Origin of the sequence: Burkholderia sp. Ap-955 (assembly GCF_011753045.1) — a bacterium.
GTDB classification, from domain to species: domain Bacteria; phylum Pseudomonadota; class Gammaproteobacteria; order Burkholderiales; family Burkholderiaceae; genus Burkholderia; species Burkholderia lata_D.
In genome coordinates this window covers 1-23,176 of record NZ_VWWH01000102.1, presented here as the reverse complement: position 1 = coordinate 23,176, position 23,176 = coordinate 1, and the positions used below count along the sequence as shown (strand labels likewise).

Annotated in this window: 23 protein-coding genes; 7 read left to right on the top strand and 16 right to left on the bottom strand. The window is 66.8% G+C overall.

Annotation, left to right across the window (positions count from 1 at the left end):
- The first annotated feature begins 121 nt into the window (after nt 1-121).
- The gene (locus F3J15_RS32270) at nt 122-664 is read left to right on the top strand and encodes a response regulator transcription factor (RefSeq protein WP_021156278.1); all 543 of its coding nucleotides are present in this window, start codon (nt 122-124) and stop codon (nt 662-664) included.
- A gap of 176 nt (nt 665-840) precedes the next feature.
- On the opposite strand, the gene hslU is transcribed toward F3J15_RS32270, so the two are convergent.
- From hslU to lpxL, 9 genes are all read right to left on the bottom strand, one after another.
- Nucleotides 841-2,184, bottom strand: coding sequence for an ATP-dependent protease ATPase subunit HslU (gene hslU / locus F3J15_RS32265; protein ID WP_166896278.1), 1,344 nt, complete (start codon nt 2,182-2,184; stop codon nt 841-843).
- Nucleotides 2,185-2,194: 10 nt separating this feature from the next.
- Nucleotides 2,195-2,731, bottom strand: coding sequence for an ATP-dependent protease subunit HslV (hslV, locus tag F3J15_RS32260; protein WP_006477497.1), 537 nt, complete (start codon nt 2,729-2,731; stop codon nt 2,195-2,197).
- A 236-nt stretch (nt 2,732-2,967) separates the two neighbouring features.
- Nucleotides 2,968-3,384 (bottom strand): RNA polymerase-binding protein DksA, encoded by a 417-nt coding sequence (gene dksA / locus F3J15_RS32255; protein ID WP_006477498.1) that lies wholly within the window; start codon nt 3,382-3,384, stop codon nt 2,968-2,970.
- A 484-nt stretch (nt 3,385-3,868) separates the two neighbouring features.
- On the bottom strand, nt 3,869-4,948 hold the full coding sequence (locus tag F3J15_RS32250) for a GTP-binding protein (RefSeq protein ID WP_069249127.1): 1,080 nt from the start codon (nt 4,946-4,948) through the stop codon (nt 3,869-3,871).
- Nucleotides 4,949-5,147: 199 nt separating this feature from the next.
- Nucleotides 5,148-6,362 (bottom strand): class I SAM-dependent rRNA methyltransferase, encoded by a 1,215-nt coding sequence (locus F3J15_RS32245; protein ID WP_166896276.1) that lies wholly within the window; start codon nt 6,360-6,362, stop codon nt 5,148-5,150.
- Between the two features lie 76 nt (nt 6,363-6,438).
- Nucleotides 6,439-7,359 carry a tyrosine recombinase XerC gene (gene xerC / locus F3J15_RS32240; protein ID WP_166896274.1) on the bottom strand — a complete coding sequence of 307 codons (921 nt, stop codon included), beginning with the start codon at nt 7,357-7,359 and terminating at the stop codon, nt 6,439-6,441.
- Between the two features lie 14 nt (nt 7,360-7,373).
- Entirely contained in the window at nt 7,374-8,102 is a 729-nt protein-coding gene (locus F3J15_RS32235; RefSeq protein ID WP_069249124.1) for a DUF484 family protein, read from the bottom strand.
- Nucleotides 8,103-8,139: 37 nt separating this feature from the next.
- Nucleotides 8,140-9,009 carry a diaminopimelate epimerase gene (gene dapF, locus F3J15_RS32230; protein ID WP_166896271.1) on the bottom strand — a complete coding sequence of 290 codons (870 nt, stop codon included), beginning with the start codon at nt 9,007-9,009 and terminating at the stop codon, nt 8,140-8,142.
- Between the two features lie 306 nt (nt 9,010-9,315).
- Nucleotides 9,316-10,200, bottom strand: coding sequence for a lauroyl acyltransferase LpxL (gene lpxL, locus F3J15_RS32225; RefSeq protein WP_069249120.1), 885 nt, complete (start codon nt 10,198-10,200; stop codon nt 9,316-9,318).
- Nucleotides 10,201-10,465: 265 nt separating this feature from the next.
- Here lpxL and metK point away from each other — a divergent pair, with 265 nt between their 5' ends.
- Nucleotides 10,466-11,653 carry a methionine adenosyltransferase gene (gene metK / locus F3J15_RS32220; protein WP_006482984.1) on the top strand — a complete coding sequence of 396 codons (1,188 nt, stop codon included), beginning with the start codon at nt 10,466-10,468 and terminating at the stop codon, nt 11,651-11,653.
- A 135-nt stretch (nt 11,654-11,788) separates the two neighbouring features.
- On the opposite strand, the gene F3J15_RS32215 is transcribed toward metK, so the two are convergent.
- Nucleotides 11,789-12,130 (bottom strand): hypothetical protein, encoded by a 342-nt coding sequence (locus F3J15_RS32215; protein ID WP_069249119.1) that lies wholly within the window; start codon nt 12,128-12,130, stop codon nt 11,789-11,791.
- A 352-nt stretch (nt 12,131-12,482) separates the two neighbouring features.
- Here F3J15_RS32215 and F3J15_RS32210 point away from each other — a divergent pair, with 352 nt between their 5' ends.
- Entirely contained in the window at nt 12,483-13,256 is a 774-nt protein-coding gene (locus F3J15_RS32210; RefSeq protein WP_166896269.1) for a phytanoyl-CoA dioxygenase family protein, read from the top strand.
- A 150-nt stretch (nt 13,257-13,406) separates the two neighbouring features.
- Here F3J15_RS32210 and F3J15_RS32205 read toward each other — a convergent pair whose 3' ends face one another.
- Nucleotides 13,407-13,613, bottom strand: coding sequence for a DUF3185 family protein (locus tag F3J15_RS32205; protein WP_011353528.1), 207 nt, complete (start codon nt 13,611-13,613; stop codon nt 13,407-13,409).
- A 193-nt stretch (nt 13,614-13,806) separates the two neighbouring features.
- Between F3J15_RS32205 and mgrA the strand changes: the two genes are divergently transcribed.
- Entirely contained in the window at nt 13,807-14,850 is a 1,044-nt protein-coding gene (gene mgrA / locus F3J15_RS32200; protein ID WP_069249117.1) for an L-glyceraldehyde 3-phosphate reductase, read from the top strand.
- Nucleotides 14,851-14,960: 110 nt separating this feature from the next.
- Here mgrA and F3J15_RS32195 read toward each other — a convergent pair whose 3' ends face one another.
- Together F3J15_RS32195 and F3J15_RS32190 are read right to left on the bottom strand one after the other, a co-directional pair.
- Complete coding sequence (locus F3J15_RS32195; RefSeq protein WP_011353526.1) at nt 14,961-15,146, bottom strand: hypothetical protein; 186 nt, start codon at nt 15,144-15,146, stop codon at nt 14,961-14,963.
- A gap of 302 nt (nt 15,147-15,448) precedes the next feature.
- Nucleotides 15,449-16,330: a DMT family transporter gene (locus tag F3J15_RS32190; protein ID WP_166896267.1), complete on the bottom strand. Its 882-nt coding sequence runs from the start codon at nt 16,328-16,330 to the stop codon at nt 15,449-15,451.
- Between the two features lie 794 nt (nt 16,331-17,124).
- Here F3J15_RS32190 and F3J15_RS32185 point away from each other — a divergent pair.
- Together F3J15_RS32185 and F3J15_RS32180 are read left to right on the top strand one after the other, a co-directional pair.
- Entirely contained in the window at nt 17,125-17,337 is a 213-nt protein-coding gene (locus F3J15_RS32185) for a hypothetical protein (protein ID WP_011353523.1), read from the top strand.
- Between the two features lie 49 nt (nt 17,338-17,386).
- Nucleotides 17,387-18,418: a serine/threonine protein kinase gene (locus F3J15_RS32180; protein WP_166896265.1), complete on the top strand. Its 1,032-nt coding sequence runs from the start codon at nt 17,387-17,389 to the stop codon at nt 18,416-18,418.
- A gap of 72 nt (nt 18,419-18,490) precedes the next feature.
- On the opposite strand, the gene F3J15_RS32175 is transcribed toward F3J15_RS32180, so the two are convergent.
- Nucleotides 18,491-19,933, bottom strand: coding sequence for a coniferyl aldehyde dehydrogenase (locus F3J15_RS32175; RefSeq protein ID WP_166896263.1), 1,443 nt, complete (start codon nt 19,931-19,933; stop codon nt 18,491-18,493).
- The gene (locus tag F3J15_RS32170; RefSeq protein WP_166896261.1) at nt 19,930-20,445 is read right to left on the bottom strand and encodes a hypothetical protein; all 516 of its coding nucleotides are present in this window, start codon (nt 20,443-20,445) and stop codon (nt 19,930-19,932) included. The genes F3J15_RS32175 and F3J15_RS32170 overlap by 4 nt, the downstream gene beginning before the upstream one ends.
- Nucleotides 20,446-20,942: 497 nt before the next feature.
- Here F3J15_RS32170 and F3J15_RS32165 point away from each other — a divergent pair, with 497 nt between their 5' ends.
- The gene (locus F3J15_RS32165; protein WP_166896259.1) at nt 20,943-22,583 is read left to right on the top strand and encodes a GMC family oxidoreductase N-terminal domain-containing protein; all 1,641 of its coding nucleotides are present in this window, start codon (nt 20,943-20,945) and stop codon (nt 22,581-22,583) included.
- 27 nt (nt 22,584-22,610) lie between these two features.
- Here F3J15_RS32165 and F3J15_RS32160 read toward each other — a convergent pair.
- A partial coding sequence (locus F3J15_RS32160) for a flagellar hook-length control protein FliK (protein WP_166896257.1) occupies nt 22,611-23,176 on the bottom strand: 566 nt, incomplete at its 5' end.

Here is a 23,176-nt window from a genome sequence, read left to right as displayed (position 1 = left end):
CGCGCCGGACAGCCCCCGGCCGGTACGACCGCCGCGCGCGGCACGCGGGCCGTGCTGCGGCTGCCGGTCGTGCGCGTCGCGACGCCGGCCGCCTCAACCAACACGTAGACGGAGAAACCACATGAGCGAGAACAATTTCCTGGTGATCGACGATAACGAGGTGTTCGCGGGCACGCTCGCGCGCGGCCTCGAGCGCCGCGGTTACGCGGTCCAGCAGGCGCACGACAAGGAGGCGGCGCTTCGGCTCGCCGCGGGCGGCAAGTTCCAGTTCATCACCGTCGACCTGCATCTCGGCGAGGATTCGGGCCTGAGCCTGATCGCACCGCTGTGCGACCTGCAGCCCGATGCGCGGATCCTGGTGCTGACCGGCTACGCGAGCATCGCGACTGCCGTGCAGGCGGTGAAGGAAGGCGCCGACAACTATCTCGCGAAGCCCGCGAACGTCGAGTCGATCCTGGCCGCGCTGCAGACCAACGCGACCGAAGTGCAGGCCGACGAAGCGCTGGAGAATCCGGTCGTGCTGTCGGTCGACCGGCTCGAATGGGAGCACATCCAGCGCGTGCTGGCCGAGAACAACAACAATATTTCGGCGACGGCGCGTGCGCTGAACATGCATCGCCGCACGCTGCAGCGCAAGCTCGCGAAGAAGCCGGTGCGACAGTAAGCGGCGCGCCGCGCGCCGTGGTCGTCACGGCGGGGCGATTCCGTACGACGCGTGCCGCGGGATACGGCGCGCGATCGCGCAGGCGGACGGGCGGCGCATGGCTGCCTGCCGCCCGACGTACCAATGAAAACGGGCGGCCCGCCGGGCCGCCCGTCTCGCATTCGACGCCGCGCGCGTTACAGCACGTAGCGCGACAGGTCTTCGTCCTGCGCCACTTCGCCGAGTGCGCGATCGACATACTTCGCATCGATCGTCACGCACTCGCCCGCATGGTTGCCGGCCGAGAACGACACGTCCTCGAGCAGTTTCTCGATCACCGTGTACAGCCGGCGCGCACCGATGTTCTCGGTTTTCTCGTTGACCGAAAACGCGATCTCCGCGAGACGGCGGATGCCGTCGTCGGCGAATTCGAGCTGCACGTCTTCGGTCGCGAGCAGCGCCTGGTACTGCTTGACGAGGCTTGCGTCGGTCGCGACGAGGATCGCTTCGAAATCGTTCACCGACAGCGAGTCGAGCTCGACGCGGATCGGGAAGCGGCCCTGCAGTTCGGGAATCAGGTCGCTCGGCTTCGCGAGGTGGAACGCGCCGCTCGCGATGAACAGGATGTGATCGGTCTTCACCATCCCGTACTTCGTGTTGACCGTCGTGCCTTCGACGAGCGGCAGCAGGTCGCGCTGCACGCCCTGGCGCGACACTTCGCCGCCGCTGCCTTCGTTGTTGCGCGACGTGATCTTGTCGATCTCGTCGAGGAACACGATGCCGTTCTGCTCGACGTTCTGCACGGCCTTCGTCTTCACTTCCTCGTCGTTGAGCATCTTCGCCGCTTCCTCGTCGGTCAGCAGCTTCAGCGCTTCCTTGATCTTCACCTTGCGGCGCTGCTTCTTGCCGCTGCCGAGGTTCGAGAACATCGAGCGGATCTGCTCGGTCATCTCTTCCATCCCCGGCGGCGCCATGATGTCCATGCCGGCCGACGGCTGCTCGAGGTCGAGCTCGACTTCCTTGTCGTCGAGCTGGCCTTCGCGCAGGCGCTTGCGGAACGTCTGGCGCGTCACGTTGTTGTCGTCGTTCGCGTGCTCGGCGTTGCCGCCGAAGCCCACCGCGCGCGGTTGCGGCAGCAGGATGTCGAGGATGCGGTCTTCCGCCTGGTCGGTCGCCTTGCTGCGCACCTTGCGCATCTCGGTTTCGCGCGTCTGCTTGACCGAGATCTCGATCAGGTCGCGCACGATGCTGTCGACGTCGCGGCCGACGTAGCCGACTTCGGTGAACTTGGTCGCTTCGATCTTGATGAACGGCGCATCGGCGAGCTTCGCGAGGCGGCGCGCGATTTCGGTCTTGCCGACACCCGTCGGCCCGATCATCAGGATGTTCTTCGGCGTGATTTCCTGGCGCAGCGGGTCGGCGACCTGCTGGCGGCGCCAGCGGTTGCGCAGCGCGACCGCGACGGCCTTCTTCGCCTTCGCCTGGCCGATGATGTGCTTGTCGAGTTCCGAGACGATCTCGGCAGGGGTCATGGTGCTCATGGTGCGGTCCTTACTCGATCGTTTCGATGATGCGGTTGTGGTTCGTGTAGATGCACATGTCGCCGGCGATCCCGAGCGACTTCTCGACGATCTCGCGCGGCGACAGCTCGGTGTTCTCGACGAGCGCGCGAGCCGCGGCCTGCGCATAGGCACCGCCCGAGCCGATCGCGCAGATCCCGCCTTCGGGGTCGAGCACGTCGCCGTTGCCGGTGATGACGAGCGTGGTGGTGGCATCGGCCGTGATCAGCATCGCCTCGAGGCGGCGGAGCATCCGGTCGGTGCGCCAGTCCTTCGCGAGCTCGACGGCCGCGCGGGTCAGGTTGCCCTGGTGCTTCTCGAGCTTCGCCTCGAAGCGATCGAGCAGCGAGAACGCATCGGCGGTGCCGCCCGCGAATCCGACCAGTACCTGGTTGTTGTAGATCCGCCGCACTTTCCGCGCGCCACCCTTCATGACGATGTTGCCGAGGGTTACCTGGCCGTCGCCGCCGAGCGCGACCTTGTCGCCGCGCCGGACCGAAACGATGGTCGTGCCGTGAAATTGCTCCATCTGCGTTCCTTGAGAAAAACGGGGAAGAGTCGGGCGGCGCGGGGCGCCGCCGCATGAATCGCAGTGCGCCGGGGAGCGGCCCGGCGCGCATCCGATTCATTTTAGGGCGGGCGCCGGGATATCAAGAGGCGGGGTGGGCAAATCGACGGACCGGGAACCGGTGCCGGAAAAACAAAAAGCGCGCGGCAGGCCGCGCGCTTTCGGGAAGCAGCGTGTTTGAGCGGAATACCGCTCGATCAGTCGCCGAACAGCTTCTGGCGCAGCTCGCGGCGCTCTTGCGCTTCGAGCGACAGCGTGGCGGTCGGACGCGCGAGCAGGCGCGGAATGCCGATCGGCTCGCCGGTTTCCTCACACCAGCCGTAATCGCCGGAATCGATGCGGGCGAGCGACTGCTGAACCTTCTTGAGGAGCTTGCGTTCGCGATCGCGCGTACGCAGTTCGAGCGCGTGCTCTTCCTCGATCGTCGCGCGATCGGCGGGATCGGGCACGATCACCGTCTCGCGCAGGTTCTCGGTCGTCTGACCTGCATTCTTGAGGATGTCCGCCTGCAACTGTTCGAGCCGATTTTTGAAGAAGGCGAGCTGATCCTCATTCATGTAATCCTTGTCGCTCATCTTCAGGATTTCGGCTTCGGTCAAGAGTTTCTTCGTCATCTGCTTGCTTCTTCAATGTGCGGCAAATCGATAGATATTGCCTGCACTTTGGGATTACCCGCAACCGCCCTTGCAATCATTTGCGATTTGCCGCCGCGGGGCCGAAAGCCTCTGGAAAACCGGTTCTCAAATACCAGGATAGGCCTGGCGCGGAGTTGCGCGCGCTGCGAACCGGTGTGCTGCGCGGCACATCGCATCGGCCGCGGCCGGGAGGCGGATTGGCGATCCGGCGCGGTTGCGATGCCCGGAAAACTGGTTCAGCAAGAACCGGGCCTGTTTGTTGCCGTACTCCAGCGGGCACGTATTGTAACTGAATCGCAAGCGGGCGCCGTATCGGGTCGATCCCCGTCGGCTGCGCCAATATCTAGAAAATATAACGCGCAAATCGAGAAAAAGCGATGACGGCGAAACCCTGCCCGGAAAAGGCGCCCCGCGGCCGCAGCAGCCGCCCGCGAGGCGGCCGTGCGGCGGTTGCCCGCGCGCGTCAGGCGAGGCAGGCGTCGAGGCCGTCGGTGATCAGGTCCTGCGGCAGATCGACGCCGATGAACACCATCTTGTTCGTCTTCTTCTCGACCGGCAGCCACTTCGACGCGAGGTCGCTGCCCATCATCTGGTGCACGCCCTGGAACACAACCTTGCGGTCGACGCCCTTCATGTACAGCACGCCCTTGTAGCGCAGCATCCGCTCGCCGTAGATCTGCAGGATGCCGCCAAGGAAGTCTTCCAGCTTGTTCGGGTCGAACGGGCGGTCGTTGCGGTACACGAACGACTTGATCTTGTCGTCGTGGTGCGCGTGGTGGTGATGGTGGTGGCCGTGATCGTGATCGTGCGCGCATTGACCGTGATCGTGGTCGCAATTCGCGTGATCGTGATCATGGTCGTGATCGTGGTGGTGGTGCGCGTGATCGTCTTCGGCGAGGAAGTCGGGGTCGATCTCGAGCTTCGCGTTCAGGTTGAAGCCGCGCAGGTCGAAGATTTCCTTGATGTCGGCTTCACCGAAGTTCACGACCTTGATCGCGGCCTTCGGGTTCATGTGCATCAGGCGGTGCTTGAGGTCGGCCACCGTCTGGTCGTCGACCAGGTCCGACTTCGTGATGAACAGGCGATCGGCGAAACCGACCTGGCGCTGCACGACTTCGTGCTCGTCGAGCTGCGCGTTCGCGTGCTTCGCGTCGACCAGCGTGATGACCGCGTCGAGCAGGAAATCGTCGGCGATCTCGCTGTCGATGAAGAAGGTTTGCGCGACCGGGCCCGGGTTCGCGAGGCCGGTGGTTTCGATCACGATGCGGTCGAAGTCGAGCTTGCCTTCGCGCTTCTTCGCGGCGAGATCGCCGAGCGTGCGCGCGAGGTCGCCGCGGATCGTGCAGCAGATGCAGCCGTTGCTCATCTGGATGATCTGCTCGTTCGAATCCTGGATGAGGATTTCGTTGTCGATGTTCTCTTCGCCGAACTCGTTCTCGATCACGGCGATCTTCATGCCGTGCTGTTCGTTCAGGATGCGCTTGAGCAGCGTCGTCTTGCCGCTGCCGAGGAAGCCGGTGAGGATGGTGACGGGAGTGGCCATGTCAATCGCCTGTGGTTCGTGAATCGGGGTCAAAACCAGGATGTGCGTCGCGCCCGGGGCTTTGCCAGCCGGGGCGCACAACCATCCATTGAAACATACCTGTCAAGCCCTCGCCCGTCGTCCGAACGACAGGCGGGAGCGCGGATCCGCCGGGCGCCAGGGCGCGCCGGCGGACGGTTACGCGCGTAGATCGGGGCGCTCAGACGATTTGCAACAGCAGGCCCTTCAGATATTCGCCTTCCGGGAAGGCCGCGAGCAGCGGGTGATCGACACCCGCGCCGAGGCGCTTCAGGATGCGCGCGTCGACCTTCGCGTCGGCGGCTGCACCCGCGACGATCTTCTGGAACAGGTCCATGTCGATCGCGCCCGAGCACGAGTACGTGAATAGCAGGCCGCCCGGACGCAGCAGCTTGAAGCCGCTCAGGTTGATGTCCTTGTACGCGCGCGCCGCACGATCGACGCTGTCGCGCGTCGGCGCGAACTTCGGCGGATCGAGCACGATCAGGTCGAAACGCTCGCCTTCGTCGACGAGGCGGCGCAGCGTCTTGAATGCGTCGGCGTCGAGCCAGGTCGCGCGTTCGGCATCGAAGCCGTTGGCGACGACGTTCTGCTGCGCGAGCGCGAGCGCATCGCCCGACGAGTCGATCGATACGACACGCTTCGCGCCGCCCTTGAGCGCGGCGAGCGAGAAGCCGCCCGTATAGCAGAAGCAGTTCAGCACGTCGCGATCGGCCGCGTACTGCGCCACCAGCGCGCGGTTGTCGCGCTGGTCGACGTAGAAGCCCGTCTTGTGGCCGTTCGGTACGTCGACGTGATAGCGCACGCCGTTTTCGTTCGAGATCAGCGTCGCGGGCGGTGCATCGCCGGCCAGCACGCCGGTCGTCTGTTCGAGCCCTTCCTTGTCGCGGATCGATACGTCCGAGCGCTCGTACACGTTCGGGCAGTCCGTCGCGCCGACGAGCGCCTTCACGATCGCGTCCTTCCACGCCTCGACGCCCGCGGCCATGAACTGGCAGACGAGCTGGCCGCGCGGCGCCGCGCCGGCTTCGGCGGTGTCCGCGACGTAATAGTCGACGATCAGCCCCGGTAGCCCGTCGGCTTCGCCGAACACGAGCCGCACCGCGCCCGTGCCCGACACCATCGTCGTGCGGTGCGCGACCGCGCGCTGCACGCGGCGCTTGAAGAACGCGTGGTCGATCGGCTCGTTCTCGTCGAAGCTCCACACGCGCACGCGGATCTGCGATTGCGGGCTGTACGCGCCGCGCGCGAGGAAGCGGCCGTCGTGTGCGCGCACGATCACGGTCGTGCCGGGCGCGGGCTTGCCGTCGACGCGGTCGATCGCATTGGCGTAGATCCACGGATGGCGGCGCAGCAGCGATTTTTCCTTGGACGGCTTGAGGGTGACGGTTTGCATGGTGAGATCGAAATGGGCCGTGCGCGACGCCGACCGTGGCCGGTCGCCGCGCGCGGCGGGTAACACGGGACGCGCGTCAGTCGCGCTTCTTCGCGCGCGGATGCGCGCTGTCGTAAATCTTCGCGAGATGCTGGAAGTCGAGCGACGTATAGACCTGCGTCGCGGCGACGCTCGCGTGGCCGAGCAGTTCCTGCACCGCGCGCAGATCGCCGCTCGACTGCAGCACGTGCGTCGCGAACGAGTGGCGCAGCACGTGCGGATGGACGTTGGCGGGGATGCCCGCGGTGAGCGCCGCGCGCTTCACGCGCTCGCGCACGACGCCCGGCGACATCCGGTTGCCGCGCACGGACACGAACAGCGGATGCGGATCGTGCTTCACGAATTCGCCGCGTACCGCGAGCCACGCGTTCAGCGCATCGATCGCCTTGCGGCCGACCGGCACCTTGCGTTCCTTGTTGCCCTTGCCGCGCACCGTGACTTCAGCTTCGGCGAGGTCGAGCCAGCCGACCGAGCGGTAGCCGTCGGCCTGCGTGTACATCACGTCGAGCCCGATCAGCTCGGCGAGGCGCAGCCCCGACGAATAGAACAGCTCGAGGATCGCGTGATCGCGAATGCCTTCGGTCGTGTTGGCGAGCGGCGCGTCCATCAGCGCCGATGCGTCGTCGACCGACAGCGCCTTCGGCAAGGTCTTCGGGCGTTTCGGCGCGCGCACCGCGGCGACCGGGTTCGCGGGCATCTCGACGCGCTGCGCGAGCCAGCGGTAGAACGCGCGCCACGCGGACAGCCGGTGCGAGATCGACCGGGCGGACAGCCCGCCCGAATGTGCGCGCGCGACCGCGCCGCGCATGTCGGCGGCCGTCAGCGCTTCGAGCGGCCGGCCGTTCGCGAGCTTCTTCAGCTCGTCGAGTTCGTGCGTGTATCCGCGCAGCGTGTGTTCCGACAGCTGCCTGACGTGCTTCAGGTTCGACAGGTAGGCGGCGATCGGATCGTCTGTCATCGCGTGCGGAAGGCTCAGTGCGGCAGCAGGCGCGTGAGCGCGGCGCTCGCGAGCGTCGCGATCTGCGCGAGGAAGTCGGTCGCCATCCCGTCGTGGAAGCGGCGCGGGTCGGGCGAGCCGAGCACGAGCAGGCCGAACGCGGGCGCATCGTTACCGGCGAGCGGTGCACGCAGCGCGAGCAGCGCGACCGATGTGGCCGAGCCGTCGCCGGCCGGCGGTGCGGCGTCCGCGCCTTCCGCCGCATTCGCGGCCGGGGCGGCAACTGCGGGCGCGAGCCACTGCGCGGCCTCGAAGCCCGTGTTCGCACCGCAGTACGGCGTCGACAGCCCGTTCGTGAACAGGCGCACTTCCTCGCCGACCTGGCGTGCGAAGTCGGCCTGCGAGTAGGTGTCGGCGACGTCCCACACGCGCAGCGCCGTCTGCGGCACGTCGAAGACTTCGGCGATGCCGTCGGCGATCGTGCGCGGCAGCGCGTACGGATCGCGTTCCGCGATCACGCGCGCGGTCCAGCGGCTGAACTTCGCGGACAGGCTGTCGTTCTCGTGGCCGTAGCGCACGAGTTCGGCGAGCCGGCGCTCGAGATGCTTGTTCTTGTCGCGCAGCATCTCCATCTGCCGCTCCTGCAGCGAGATCGCGGCCTTGCCGTGCGGGTTCGCGAGACGGATCGTCGCGAGCAGTTCGGCGTGCTGCGCGAAGAATTCGGGATTGGCGAGCAGGTAGTCGGCGACTTCGCGATCGTTCATGTGGCTGGAGCGTTCAGTTATCAAGGACGTTGCAGGGTCAGGCGGGCAGGTCGATCTCGCCTTCGAACACGGTCGTGGCGGGCCCGGCCATCATCAGCGCGGCGGCTTCGTCGCGCGCGCCGTCCCAGCTGATCGTCAGCGTGCCGCCGTGCGTGTGCACGGTCACCGGCGAATCGAGCAGGTCGCGCCGGATGCCGGCCGCGACCGCCGCGCATGCGCCGGTGCCGCACGCGAGCGTCTCGCCCGCCGCGCGTTCGTACACGCGCAGCTTCACTTCGCTGCGCGACACGATCTGCATGAAGCCGGCGTTCACGCGCTCCGGGAAGCGCGCGTGGTGCTCGATCAGCGGGCCTTCTTCCAGCACCGGGTAGGCCTCGACATCGTCGACGACCTGCACCGCATGCGGGTTGCCCATCGTCACCGTCGAAATCCAGCGCGTCGCACCGCCGACGTCGAGCGGCCACAGCGTGTCGCGACCCTCGGTGCGGCCGTCGAGGCCCGCTGCATCGAACGGCACCTGCGCCGGCGTGAACACGGGCGCACCCATGTCGACGACGACTTCGCCGTTGTCCTGCATCGTCAGCGTGATCAGGCCCTTCATCACCTGCACGCGCACGCTGCGCTTGTCGGTCAGGCCGCGGTCGCTGACGAACTTCACGAAGCAGCGCGCGCCGTTGCCGCAGTGTTCGACCTCGCCGCCGTCGCAATTGAAGATCCGGTACTTGAAATCGACGCCGTCGACGGTCGGTTTTTCGACGAGCAGCAGCTGGTCGGCGCCGATGCCGAAGTGGCGATTGGCGAGCGCACGCACCTGCGCTTCGGTGAGCGGCGGCAACGCGCGCGAATAGCCGTCGAGCACGACGAAGTCGTTGCCCGCGCCGTGCATCTTGGTGAACGAGAGTTTCACTGGGTCCGGATTTCCATGGCGAACAAGGCGGTCAGCGCGGCGTGCGCGACGCCGCGCCATGCCGGGCGGCCTCGTTCGTCGTGCTGATCTCAGCCGCAAATGATACATGCAGCCGAGAGGGGCGTCCTGCGCGGGCGGGCGAGTGATGGGGCAGCGGTCACCGGCCGGTCAACTGGTGGTGCAGGGGGGAAGTGCGGATCCGTGGCTCGTACGCCAGGCGGTCGACAATCTTTGGTGGTTGCGCCGAAGGAGGATAGCGTGCAGGCGCGCACATGAAGGCGCGCCCGCGGGCTTTGCTCAAGAGGCTCAGTAGAGGCTCGGCTCGCCGGCCGGGCGCGTCTTGAAGCGCTTGTGGACCCAATAGTATTGCTCGGGCAGCAGCGGGATCTGTTCCTCGAGGAATTCGTTCATCCGCCGCGCGTCGAGATCGTCGTCGCCGGTCGGGTAGTGATCCCACGGCTTGAATACCTTCAGACGGTATCCCTTGTAGTTCGGCAGCACCTCGCCGATGAACGGCACGACCTGCGCGCGGCCCGTCTTCGCGAGCCGGCCCACCGCCGTCAGCGTGCAGGCGGGCACGCCGAAGAACGGGACGAACGTCGAATTGCGCAGCCCGTAGTCCATGTCGGCGCCGAGCATCACCGGCTTGCGGTCGCGCAGCCAGCGCAGCACGACGCGCGCGCTGTCCGCGCGGCCGACCATCTCGGCGTCGAAACGCCCGCGCGCCTTCTTCGCCTCTTCCTCGAGCACCGCGTTCGAGAACGGCTGGTAGAGCGACCCGCAGCGGCGATGCAGCGAACGATTCAGCCAGATCGAGCCGGCCTCGATGCCGACGAAATGCAGGCCGAGGAACAGCGTCGGCGGCAGGTCCGGATCGTCGAGGTCGACCGCGCTGTCGACCTGGATCAGCTTCGCGAGCTTTTTCTCCGAACCGAACCACTGCACGCTGCGTTCGACGTAGCTGCGGATCGCATGGCGGAAATGCTGCCCGGCAATTTCCTCGCGGCGTTCGTCGCTCCAGTCAGGGAAGCAGAGTTTCAGATTGGTGTGTACGATGCGTTTTCGCCGGCTGGGGATCTTGTAGAGCAGCCAGCCGAGACCATCGCCGAACCGTGCGGTCAGGCCGTACGGCAACAGGGCGAGCAGTTTCAGCAAGCCAATGGCGAGGTGCGTGGCTAGACGACCTAGCATGCGAAACCTCCGTGGGACCGGCTGGCCGGCGCTTTGCAAACAGGTGGGTGAGACAGCGGAAGATGCAGCACGGGCGGCGCTCTGTGACAATTCAGGAAAGCCGCTATAATACGGGCTTCGCCGAGTTAACTGACAACTTGCGGGGCGAAGCCGGTTAGCGTGACACGCGCTGCCCGGTCCTGGTAATCCGCTAAAGCGTCGCCGCTTCAGGCCCAACGAAGCTGGCTACGTGAAACCAACCGTAACCACACAGGAGCCTGAAAAAGTGGCAAACGATTATCTCTTCACGTCCGAATCCGTCTCTGAAGGCCATCCGGACAAAGTCGCGGACCAAATCTCGGACGCGATCCTCGATGCCATCCTCGAGCAGGACAAGTATTCCCGCGTTGCGGCGGAAACGCTGTGCAACACGGGTCTCGTCGTTCTGGCCGGTGAAATCACCACGACGGCCAACATCGACTACATCCAGATCGCGCGCGACACGATCAAGCGCATCGGCTACGACAACACCGACTACGGCATCGACTACAAGGGTTGCGCGGTGCTCGTCGCGTACGACAAGCAGTCGCCGGACATCGCCCAGGGCGTCGATCGTGCACACGACGACAACCTCGACCAGGGCGCGGGCGACCAGGGTCTGATGTTCGGTTACGCGTGCGATGAAACGCCGGAACTGATGCCGCTGCCGATCTACCTGTCGCACCGCCTCGTCGAGCGCCAGGCCAGCCTGCGCCGCGACGGCCGCCTGCAATGGCTGCGCCCGGACGCGAAGTCGCAGGTGACGGTCCGCTACGTCGACGGCAAGCCTGATTCGATCGACACCGTCGTGCTGTCGACGCAGCACGCACCGGACATCGAGCTGCCGGCGCTGCGCGAAGCCGTGATCGAGGAAATCATCAAGCCGACGCTGCCGGCCGACCTGATCAAGGGCGACATCAAGTTCCTGGTGAACCCGACCGGCCGATTCGTGATCGGTGGCCCGCAGGGCGACTGCGGCCTGACCGGCCGCAAGATCATCGTCGATACCTACGGCGGTGCCGCACCGCACGGCGGCGGCGCGTTCTCGGGCAAGGATCCGTCGAAGGTCGACCGTTCGGCTGCGTACGCAGGCCGCTACGTCGCGAAGAACATCGTCGCCGCCGGCCTCGCGTCGCGCGCGCTGATCCAGGTGTCGTACGCGATCGGCGTGGCCGAGCCGACCTCGGTGATGGTCAACACGTTCGGCACGGGCCGCGTGTCGGATGCGGTGATCACGAAGCTCGTGCGCGAGCATTTCGACCTGCGTCCGAAGGGCATCATCAAGATGCTCGACCTGCTGCGCCCGATCTACGAGAAGACTGCTGCTTACGGCCACTTCGGCCGCGAAGAGCCGGAATTCTCGTGGGAAGCGACCGACAAGGCGCTCGCCCTGGCCGAAGCGGCCGGCGTCGAGCCGACGGCACGCGTCGCGTAAGCGTCGTTCGCCTGAAAAGAAAAACCCCGGCAATGCCGGGGTTTTTTTATGGGTTCCGATGCCGCGGCAATCGGGCAACGGCGCGGGCAGCGGCGCGACGGTGGTCGTCGCGCGGCGGTGTCCACCTGCGTGCGCTCAGCGTGCGCCGAACCCGAACCAGCCGTTGCTGGCCGCGAGGCGGCGCGGGCGGTTGACGCGGCGCTGCGGGCCGAGCGTGCGGCGCAGCGCGAGCGCGCGCAGCGACGACGGCTTCTGCAGCAGCGAGCGCAGGCCGGAACGGCGCGAGAACGCCTGCGCGCTCATCATCGAGAAAAATGCGTGGAACCACGCACGGATGCCGTCCAGCCGGCTATGTGCGGGCGTACGCTCGGCCAGCGCCTGCGTGCGTGCGCGGTGATGGCGCAGCGAGCGGGCAGGAGCGGGCGGCATGACGCGCTTCGCAGCGCGGCTGAGACGGGAAGTCAGACGGAATGGCATGTGAACGATGCTTCGCTTGTATGGATGGCGCCCTTGGGAGCGCACTGGTATGAACGGCCTCGGATTGCGCAACGGATCTTATCGAAACTCGCTGCGCGCCGCGCCCGCCAGAATTGACAGGCCGCGACAGGCTACAGGGGATTCATGACGGGCAAAAGTCGCGATAAACCCTTGTGCCACAAGGCGTGTGCCGCATACCGCCTGTCGGTGAGGCCGGCACCGCGCCGCACAGTTCCCTTGAGCCGGATCAAATTCGAGATTGGCATGCCCCTGCGCACGACAATGGTGCTGTTCGCGGCATCCGGCGCCGATTTACAATCGTCACATTCACACAATAAACGTCTGGCATCCCATGTCGTCTCCATTGCAGTCGGAATCGATCCGCGCGCAAGTCGCGGAATTGCGCGAGCGCGGCTTCGTCGTCGCGCGTGGCCTCGTCAGCGACGAGCAGTGCGCGGCGCTCAGGCAGATCGCGGAGCGCCAGTTGCGGGAGGCGGCCGAGCCGATCGAGTTCGAGGCGGACCTGCGCTACCCGGGCGCGCCCGAGTCCAAGCATGCGCCGGGCGGGCATACGGTGCGGCGGCTGCTCGATGCGTATTCGCGTGATCCGGCCTTCGCCGAGCGCGCGGTCGCACCGGAAATCGGTGCGTGGATGCGCGAGTATTTCGGCGAAGAACCGGTGCTGTCGCGCGCGCATCACAACTGCATGATGACGAAGCACCCCGCGTACGGCAGCCTGACCGGCTGGCATCGCGATTTCCGCTACTGGTCGTTCGAGCGTCCGGACATGGTGTCGGTGTGGCTCGCGCTCGGCCCGGAAACGAACGAGAATGGCGCACTGTGGCTCGTACCGGGGTCCCATACGGCCGAATTCGGACCTGAAGCGTTCGACGATGCGAAGTTCTTCCGCAGCGACCTGCCGGAGAACCGAAAGATGATCGACGCGGCCACGTGCCCGTCGCTGCAGACGGGCGACGTCGTGTTCTTCCACAGCAACACGCTGCATTCGGCCGGGCAGAACCGTTCCGACCAGGTGAAGTTTTCGCTCGTGTACACGTATCACGGCGCGAGCAACCGGCCGGTGCCCGGCACGCGCTCGGCATCGAAATCGGAAGTGCCGTTCTAGGCGCGGAGCGGGCGGCCTTCAAGGCCGCGGCGATGACGCGATGCAACGCATCGCGGGTGCATGGAACAACGGGCGGCCTGGCCGCCCGTTTCGTTGGATGCGGCCCGAGCGTATGACGCGGGGCCGTGCGTGCATCGCGCGACTGCGCGCTCAGCGCTTGCCGCCCGGCATCGCGAGGCCGATCAGGCCGATGAACGATGCGACGGCGCCGCCCACGATCAGCAGGATCGTCTTCGTCGCGGGCGAACCGGTGAAGAAGCGCGACACGTTGTCGTTGATCGAATGGAACGACTGGCCGCCGAAATACAGCAGCACGACGCCGCCGACGAGCAGCGCAACCGAGATGACCCGGGACATACCAACCTCGCTGGAACGGTGATTCGAGACGCCGCAGTGTAGGCGACGACCGCGGCCGCGTCCATCGTCGCGCCGCCGAGCACGTTCCGGCCGCTTTCGCTACCATAGTCGTCGTATGACTCCTTCGCCGCCGCCGCGCCGCAAGCGCGGCCGGCGCGCGTCCCCTCTCCCGATGTCCTGACGGAACCGACTCATGGCCTACGAAGCAGCTTCCGAACGTTATGCCGACATGCAGTACCGTACCTGTGGCAAATCCGGGCTCAAACTGCCCGCGCTGTCGCTCGGCCTGTGGCACAACTTCGGCGACTCGACGCCGATCTCGACGCAGCGCGACATCCTGCGCACCGCATTCGACCTCGGTATCAACCACTTCGATCTCGCGAACAACTACGGGCCGCCGTACGGCAGCGCGGAAACCAACTTCGGCCGGCTGCTGAAGGAAGATTTCCGGCCGTATCGCGACGAGCTGCTGATCTCGACGAAGGCCGGCTGGGACATGTGGCCGGGGCCATACGGCAGCGGCGGCGGGTCGCGCAAGTACGTGCTCGCGAGCCTCGACCAGAGCCTGCAGCGGATGGGGCTCGACTACGTCGACATCTTCTATTCGCACCGCTTCGACGCGCACACGCCGCTCGAGGAAACGGCGGGCGCGCTTGCGTCGGCCGTGCAGCAGGGCAAGGCGCTCTACATCGGCATTTCGTCGTACTCGGCGGCAAAGACGCGCGAGATGGCCGAGCTGCTCGCGCAGTACAAGGTGCCGCTGCTGATCCACCAGCCGTCGTACAACCTGCTGAACCGCTGGGTCGAAACCGAACTGCTCGGCACGCTCGACGAGATCGGCACGGGCAGCATTGCGTTCACGCCGCTCGCGCAGGGGCTGCTCACGTCGAAGTACCTGAACGGCGTGCCGGCCGACGCGCGCGTGAACAAGCCGGGCGGCGGTTCGCTGAAGCAGGATCACCTGAGTGCGGACAACCTCGACCATGTGCGCAAGCTCAACGCGATCGCCGAACGGCGCGGGCAGAGCCTCGCGCAGATGGCGCTCGCCTGGGTGTTGCGCAACGGCCGCGTGACGTCCGCGCTGATCGGCGCGAGCCGGGCGGAGCAGGTGCGTGAAAACGTCGGCGCGCTGAAGAACCTCGAATTCTCGGCGGAAGAACTCGCGGAGATCGATCGTTACGCGACGGAAGGCGGCATCAATCTGTGGGAAAAGCCGTCCACCGATCAGGCGATCTGACCGGCAGTCGATACGGCATGCGAAACATCGCGTGCCGTATCGATGGCTCGCGCGCAACACATCGCATCGCTGCAGTGCAGCGATGCACGTCACGCACGGGTGGTGCGCCGCTAGATCAGTGCAGGCAGGCCTTCGACGAGCAATACCGCGACGCCGACGCCGAGGATGACGCCCAGCACGCGCAGCAGGTTGTGGCGGAATTCGGTTGCGCACGGCACCGCGCCGAGAAATAGCGCTCCGGCCAGCGCCATCGGAATCAACAGGATGAAGTCGCCGATCGTGAAGTAGGTCGTCATGCGTGTCTCCAGGGTCGACCGGAGTGGGCGCATGCGCGCTTGCTCCGGCCCCATGCCGGGTGTTTCTAGTATGGTTCCGGCCCGATTGCGAGCGGGGCGGTCAATTCGAGTATAGGCAACCGTCAGCGCTTTTCGCTATCCGAACCATTAAAAATCAGCGGAAAGCTCGGCGAATCGCGCATTTTTCCCGCAAGTTCGACGAACGCCTTGCGCGTATCTTTCTCGCGCCTTTCGATTATTGCGGATTCGTCGTATGTGTCCGATGCGTGCCGCCGCACCCGCGGGCGCGGCGGCACGCGCGTTCATGCGCGGTCGGGTTGCACGCGGGCGGCCGGTGCGCGGAACACGAGAGCGAGCCCCGCGATGATTGCCCCCATGCCGGCGAGCGCGAGCGGCTCGGGCCGGTTGCCGAGCCATGCGGCATCCATCAACGTGGTGACGACGGGCACGAGATAGAACAGGCTCGTCACGTTGACGAGATCGCCGCGCTGCATCAACCGGTAGAACAGCAGTTGCGCGATCACCGAAATCACGATGCCGAGCCACAGCAGCGGGATCACGAAGGCCCAGCTCATGTCGAGCGACACCGGCCGGAACGGCACGATCGCCACGCACAGCGCGAGGCCGATCGCATTCTGCAGCGGCAGCACGTCGGCGGGCGCCGCACGTACGCGCTTTTGCAGCAGCGAGCCGGCGGTCAGCGCGACGAGCGCGGTGAGCGCGCACGCGATGCCGGCGAGCGACAGGCCGCCGTCTCCCGCGCCGCGGAACACGACGAGCGCGAGACCGGCCAGCGACAGCGCGAGCCCCGCGATGCGCACGGGCTGCCAGCGCCGCTCGACGATCGCGAGCGTGAGGATCGGCTGCACGCCAAGGATCGTCGCGAGCACGCCCGGTGCGATCCCGCGTTCGAGCGCGAGCAGGTAGAAGATCGAATAGCCGCCCATCATCAGCAAGCCGGTCAGCGCGGCCATGCGCCGCTCGCCGCGCGGCGGCAGCCAGCGCTTGCGCAGGAAGGCCAGCCCGAGCAGCACGAGCGATGCCAGTGCGAAACGTGCGGTGAGAAAGACGAACGCGGACGCGTGACGCAGACCGAGTTCAGCGAAGATCGCGCCGCTGCTCCACAGCAGCACGAAGAGCGACGTCGCGCCATGCGCGGCGAGCGCGCGTTTGAACGAAACCATGTGAATCCACCTGTCGAACGGATCGGAATGTTCCATCCGCGCGCGCAGCAACACGCCGTGCGTCACGACGCACGAATGCGAGCCTACGGGCGAATGGAAGGCGAAACGAAAAGCCGGCTGGTCAGCCGACGCGTGCCGCCGGAGGGGGCGGCGCGGCGCAGACGAGCGGCGGTGCGACAGGAGGAGGAAGGACCGACGGATGCGCGCACGCCTGCGGCCGCGAGTCGAACTGCGGCCGGGATTTTGCAAGGGCGGACGTGAACGGATGCATCGTGTCGGATTGCGCTTGAACGCGAATGAGCGTCAAAGGTACCGCAAGGCCGGCAACGGATGCAACACCTGTCGGCGGCGCATCGCATGACGAAGGGCGAAGGGCGTTGCGTGCGCAACGGTCGCTGCGCTGGCTGCGTTCCAGGCAGCGGGAAGGTGACGACGGCGTCGTGTGATTCGGCAACCGCCGTCGCGCGAATTTGCGTGACGACCCGACACCGGATTCACGGTGCACGCGGAGCGTCCGTCACGTGCGCGCCGCGGTGATGCCGGGGATTCGGCGGGCGGTCACATTCGACAGGGTATGATGGGGGTAACCGGGCGGGCAAGCGTCTGCTCCGGCGCAGTGGTTGATTGGAGACATTCGATGAATTCGCGGCACTTCGCCTGCTTCTTCTTCTTTTCGTGCTTCGATAAACCGTGAACAATGGGATTACGCGCAACGCTCCGACGAGAGCGCGCGGATCGTGCATTTGCCGGCCCCCAGCGGGCCGGGTTTCAAGATTCAAGAGTGGGGAACCATCATGCATGTCGGGTCGATTGTCTGCACTACCCATATCGCGGTGCCGAAGGGCGCGCGTGGCATCGTCCAGCGCGTCCTGGGCGACATGGCCATGGTGACCTGGTACGCGGGCGTACCGGGCGAGTCCAAGGAACTCAACACCGAGCCGTTCTTTCTCGAGGACCTGATCGACACCGGCGAATCCGTGCTGCCGGCCGGCGCGGCGCTTCACTAAGCGCAACCTCCGCACCGGGCGCTCGTCTTTCAGCCCGACTGGCGGCACAATGCGGGGCATGAAAGACGTCACTTCCGCTCCCGCTTCGCCCGCCGGCCCGCCGTTCGCCGGACTCACGCCCGAGTGCGTGCTCGACGCGCTCGACAGCGTGCTGATACCGGCCGGCCTGCGCACCGACGGGCGCCTGCTTGCGCTCAACAGCTACGAAAACCGCGTCTATCAGGTCGGCATCGAAGACGGCCCGCCGGTCGTTGCGAAGTTCTACCGTCCGGCGCGCTGGTCGGACGAAGCGATTCTCGAAGAGCACGCGTTCGTCGCCGAACTCGCCGCGCGCGAGATTCCGGCGGTGCCCGCGCGCGCCTTCGACGGCCGCACGCTGCACGCGTTCGACGGCTTCCGCTTCTCGATCTTCGAGCGGCGCGGCGGCCGCGCGCCCGATCTCGATCGCAGCGACACGCTCGAATGGCTCGGCCGCTTCATCGGCCGGATCCATGCGGTCGGCGCGACGCAGCCGTATGTCGCGCGCCCCGTGCTCGACATCAAGACGTTCGGCTATGAGCCGCGCGACTACCTGCTCGCGCACGATTTCATTCCGGACGATGTGCGGCCCGCATACGAGACGGCTGTGACGCTCGCGCTCGAAGGCGTCGAGGCCGCGTTCGAGCGGGCGGGCGAGATCCGCCTGCTGCGCACGCACGGCGACTGTCATCCGAGCAACGTGCTGTGGACCGATGCCGGCCCGCACTTCGTCGACTTCGACGACAGCCGGATGGCGCCCGCGATCCAGGATCTGTGGCTGCTGCTGCCGGGTGATCGCGAAGGCGCGTCGCGTGCGCTGGCGGACCTGCTGGCCGGCTACGAGGATTTCTGCGAATTCGAGCCGCGCGAGCTGCATCTCGTCGAAGCGCTGCGCACGCTGCGGTTGATCCACTACGCCGCATGGCTCGCGCGGCGCTGGGACGATCCCGCATTTCCGGCCGCGTTCCCGTGGTTCAACACGCATCGTTACTGGGAAGCGCGCGTGCTCGAGTTGCGCGAGCAGATCGGCGCGATGCAGGAAGGGCCGCTCTGGCCCGTGTGACGGCGCGCGCGGCACCCTCGCCGCGCGGCATGCCTGTGCGGGCCGCGGCGCGATGCGCGCGGCCCGTTCCACTCAGAACTTCAGCATCAGCTTCATCAGTGCGGCGAAGCGCTTGCCGTACGGCGGCGCGAGCAGGTTGCGCGCGTTCAGGCGCGCCTGCGTGAGCACCGGCTTCATCTTCGAGAACGTCACGAAGCCGTCGTAGCCGTGATAGGCGCCCATGCCGCTCGCACCGACACCACCGAACGGCAAACTGCCGCACGCGATGTGCATCAGCGTTTCGTTGATCGATACGCCGCCCGAGATCGTTTCGCGCATCACGCGGTCGATCGTGCCGCCGTCCTCATCGAACAGGTAGAGCGCGAGCGGACGCGGGCGTGCATTCACGTACGCGATCGCTTCGTCGAGCCGTTCGTACGGCACGAGCGGCAGCAGCGGCCCGAAGATTTCCTCCTGCATCAGTTGCGACGCGGCCGGCACCTGCGTGATCGCGCACGGCACGAAGCGGCGCGATGCGGGATCGGATTGCGCGTCGGACAGCGGATGCAGCTGCGCGCCGGCCGCCTGCGCGTCGCTCGCGAGCTGCTGCAGCCGCGCGTAGTGACGCGGCGACACGATCGTCGTGTAGTCGCCGTTGGCCGACAGGTCGGGATACATCTTCGCGAACCGTGCGCGTGCGCGCTCGATGAACGCGGCTTCCATCCCGCGCGGCAGCAGCACGTAGTCGGGCGCGATGCAGGTCTGGCCCGCATTCAGCGTCTTGCCCGCGACGATCGCGTCGACGGCCGCATCGAAGCGCGCGTTCGGGCCGACGATCGCCGGCGACTTGCCGCCGAGTTCGAGCGTGACGGGCGTGAGGTTGTCGGCGGCCGCGCGCATCACGTGGCGGCCGACGTGCGTCGAGCCGGTGAACAGCAGGTGATCGAACGGCAGCCCGCTGAACGCGGCGCCCACTTCCGCATCGCCGTTCACGACCGCGACGTGGTCGCGCGTGAAGGTCTTGGCAATGAGCTGCTCGAACAGCGCCGACGTGCGCGGCGTCAGTTCGGACATCTTGATGATCGCGCGGTTGCCGGCCGCGAGCGCGCAGATCAGCGGGCCGGCGGCGAGCAGCACCGGATAGTTCCACGGCACGACGATGCCGACCACGCCGAGCGGCTGCGGAATCACCTTCGCGCGCGCCGGGCGCAGCCACTTGTTCATCGGCTTGCGGATCGGCTTCATCCAGCGCTTGCCGTGCTTGAGCGCGTCGTCGATCTCTTCCTTCGCCATCCAGATTTCCGACAGCAGCACTTCCTGCTTCGCACGATGACCGAAATCGGCGCTGATCGCTTCGGCGAGTGCATCCGCATGGTCGATCAGCATCGTGCGCAGTGCGCGCAGGTGCTGCACGCGCGTTTCCCATGCCGGATACGGCGCGCGCAGGTAGGCCGCGCGCTGGTCGCGCAGCAGCGCCGTCAGCGCATCCACCGACGGCAGGGCTTGCGGGGCCAGTTCGGGCAGCTCGTTCTTCATGTCGTCTCCTCCAGTTGGGCATGGCTGGTCGGCCGGCCGTCACGCCGCACGCGCACGCTCGGCGAGCGCGGCGACGCGGATCGGGGTGATGCGGGTCGCGCGGCACGGGGCCGATGCGACGTGTGCTCGAAAACCGGTTGAAGCGTGCAGCGGGCGTCGCATCCACGCGACGGTGTGTGCATCCGGAAACCGTGTCGATGCGCATGTGCAGGTAGCGCGATGCGACTGTTGCCGAGCACGCGATGCCGAGGCGCGACTACCTGCCGCCGCACCGAAGCGGGGCAGCGCGACAGGTCAGTCAAATCGTGCAGCAGTGCACCGTGCCGCTGCGGCGGCAAACCGTCCAAACGGTCGGCGACGACGCGTGCCGTTCGATTTCGATCGACTGCGCGCATGACGCCGAGCATCCCCGCGCGGGCAGCCGTTTGAAATGAAATGCAGGCTGCGCGCATCGCATCCGGACCACCCGGTCGCCACGCGGCCTGCAGAACCTGGCGCTGCATCGTCGTCACTCCCGTTTCGCGACGGATCGGCTTCTCGTGGCCGGCGCGTCGCGCAAAGCGAATCGATACATCTTAAATTTAGTTCACGCGAGCGTTTAGAGGAATCGCTCTTGAATTGGCGCGCCGTGCGCGGGACGGCCATTCCTACAATGCCCCGAGGGTCTGTTTGCAGATGGAACACGCATGCGTTGCCATGAGAACGGCCGCTCGCGAGGCGCGTGACGCCGCGAATACTGACGTATTCGCAAGGAGCGCAACGCGGCGAGCGGCCGTTCTCATGGCAACCCCAAATTAAAAAAATCATGTCACGGGAATGCCCGAAATCGCCCGTATGGCGGCGTCGCTCGTCGCTTGTTTGGCTCGGCCAAACGGCGCTCCTCGCTCCTTGCCCTACGAGCGATTTCGGGCATTCGCATGCGTGTTCCATCTGCAAACAGACCCTCCAAAGAGGAGACACGGTCGCGCGGCGGTGCCGGGCGCCTTCCATGACACGACGGAGACGTGACATGCAATACGACTACATCATCGTCGGCGGCGGTTCGGGCGGGTCGAGCCTGGCAGGCCGTCTCGCCGATGCCTGCCCCGATGCGACGATCGCGCTGATCGAGGCCGGCTCGCACACGGAGCGCAACCTGCTCGTCAACATGCCGGTCGGCATCGCGGCGCTGGTGCCGTTCAAGCTCGGCACGAACTACGGCTACGAGACGGTGCCGCAGCCGGGCCTCGGCGGGCGGCGCGGCTATCAGCCGCGCGGGCGCGGGATGGGTGGCTCGAGTGCGATCAACGCGATGATCTACACGCGCGGCCACCCGGGCGACTACGACGAATGGGCGCAGCTCGGCGCGACCGGCTGGGGCTGGCAGGACGTGCTGCCGTATTTCCGCCGCGCGGAAGGCAACGCGCGCGGCGCCGATGCGTGGCACGGCGCGGACGGCCCGCTCACGGTGTCGGATCTGCGCTTTCGCAATCCGTTCTCCGAACGATTCATCGAGGCGGCGCATGCAGCCGGCTATCCGCTGAACGACGACTTCAACGGCGCGACGCAGGAAGGCGTCGGCTTCTACCAGGTCACGCATCGCGATGGCTCGCGCTGCAGCGTCGCCCGCGCGTATATCTATGGCCGCAACCGGCCGAACCTGCACGTGATCACCGATGCGACGGTGCTGCGCGTCACGTTCGACGGCAAGCGCGCGGCCGGCGTTGCGCTCGCGCGCAACGGGCGGGTCGAGACGCTCGACGCGCGTGCGGAAGTGATCGTGTCGGCCGGCGCGTTCAATTCGCCGCAACTGCTGATGTGCTCGGGGATCGGCCCGGCGGAGCAGCTGCGCCGGCACGGGATCGCGGTCGTGCAGGATGCGCCGGACGTCGGCACGAACCTGATCGACCATATCGATTTCATCATCAATACGCGCGTGAATTCATCGGAACTGGTCGGCGTGTGCCTGCGCGGGATCGCGAAGATGACGCCCGCGCTCGCGCGCTATTTTTCGAGCCGCACCGGGATGATGACGAGCAACGTCGCGGAGGCCGGCGGCTTCATCAAGAGCGATCCGTCGCTCGAACGTCCCGACCTGCAACTGCATTTCTGCACGGCGCTCGTGGACGACCACAATCGCAAAATGCACTGGGGTTTCGGCTATTCGCTGCACGTGTGCGCGCTACGGCCGTTCAGCCGCGGCACGGTGGCGCTCGCGAGCGGCGATGCACGCGACGCGCCGCTGATCGACCCGCGCTTCTTCAGCGATTCGCGCGATCTCGACCTGCTCGTGCGCGGCACGCAGGCGATGCGCAAGATCCTGTCGCAGGCGCCGCTCGCGTCGCAGGGCGGCCGCGAGCTGTACACGCGGGCCGACCAGAGCGAAGCGGAACTGCGCAAGACGATCGTCGAGCATGCCGACACGATCTACCACCCGGTTGGCACCTGCCGGATGGGCTCGGATGCGCGCGCGGTCGTCGATCCGCAACTGCGCGTGCGCGGCGTCGAAGGGTTGCGCGTGGTGGATGCGTCGGTGATGCCGACGCTGGTCGGCGGGAATACGAATGCGCCGTCGGTGATGATCGGCGAACGCGCGGCGGATTTCATCGTCGCCACGCGCAAGGGCGCGGCGCCGCGCGGCGAGGCAGCCGCGGCGGTGCACGGCCGCTGAGCGGCGCGCGCACGGCGGCGGCCATGCTCAGGCAAACGTATCGACGAGGCCGGCGCGGCTCACGCTCGCGGTGGCCGGTGCGGATTGCGCAACGCCGACCGGTGCATCGCCGGCTGACGATCCGCCGCTCCCGCGCCGCGACGGCTGGCCGCCGGCGAAGGATTGTTGCGGGTTCTGTTGCTGCGAGGCGAAGCCGCCGTCGCTGACGGTCGCGCTGCCGAGCCCGAGCCCGCCCGCTTCCATGGCCTCGCGCAGCTTCGGCAGCGCGGCTTCGACCGCTTCGCGCACCTGCGCGTGCTGCGACACGAACATCGCGTGCGCGTTGTTGTCCGCGACGCGCAGCACGACCTGCAGCGGCCCGAGATCGGCCGGATTGAGCGTCAGTTCGGCGCTCTGCTGGTGCGCATTCGACAGGAACACGACCTTCTGGCTCAGCGCGTCCGTCCAGTCCGGCGTGCTGATGTGCGGTGCGAGCACGTGCGCGTTCGCGGCGGCGATCGCCCCCGCGGCCGGCGACAACTGCAGGTTCGCCTGGGCCGCGGCCGCAGCCGTGGCGCCGGCCGCGAGCGTCGCGCTGGCGGCCGGGTCCGTCG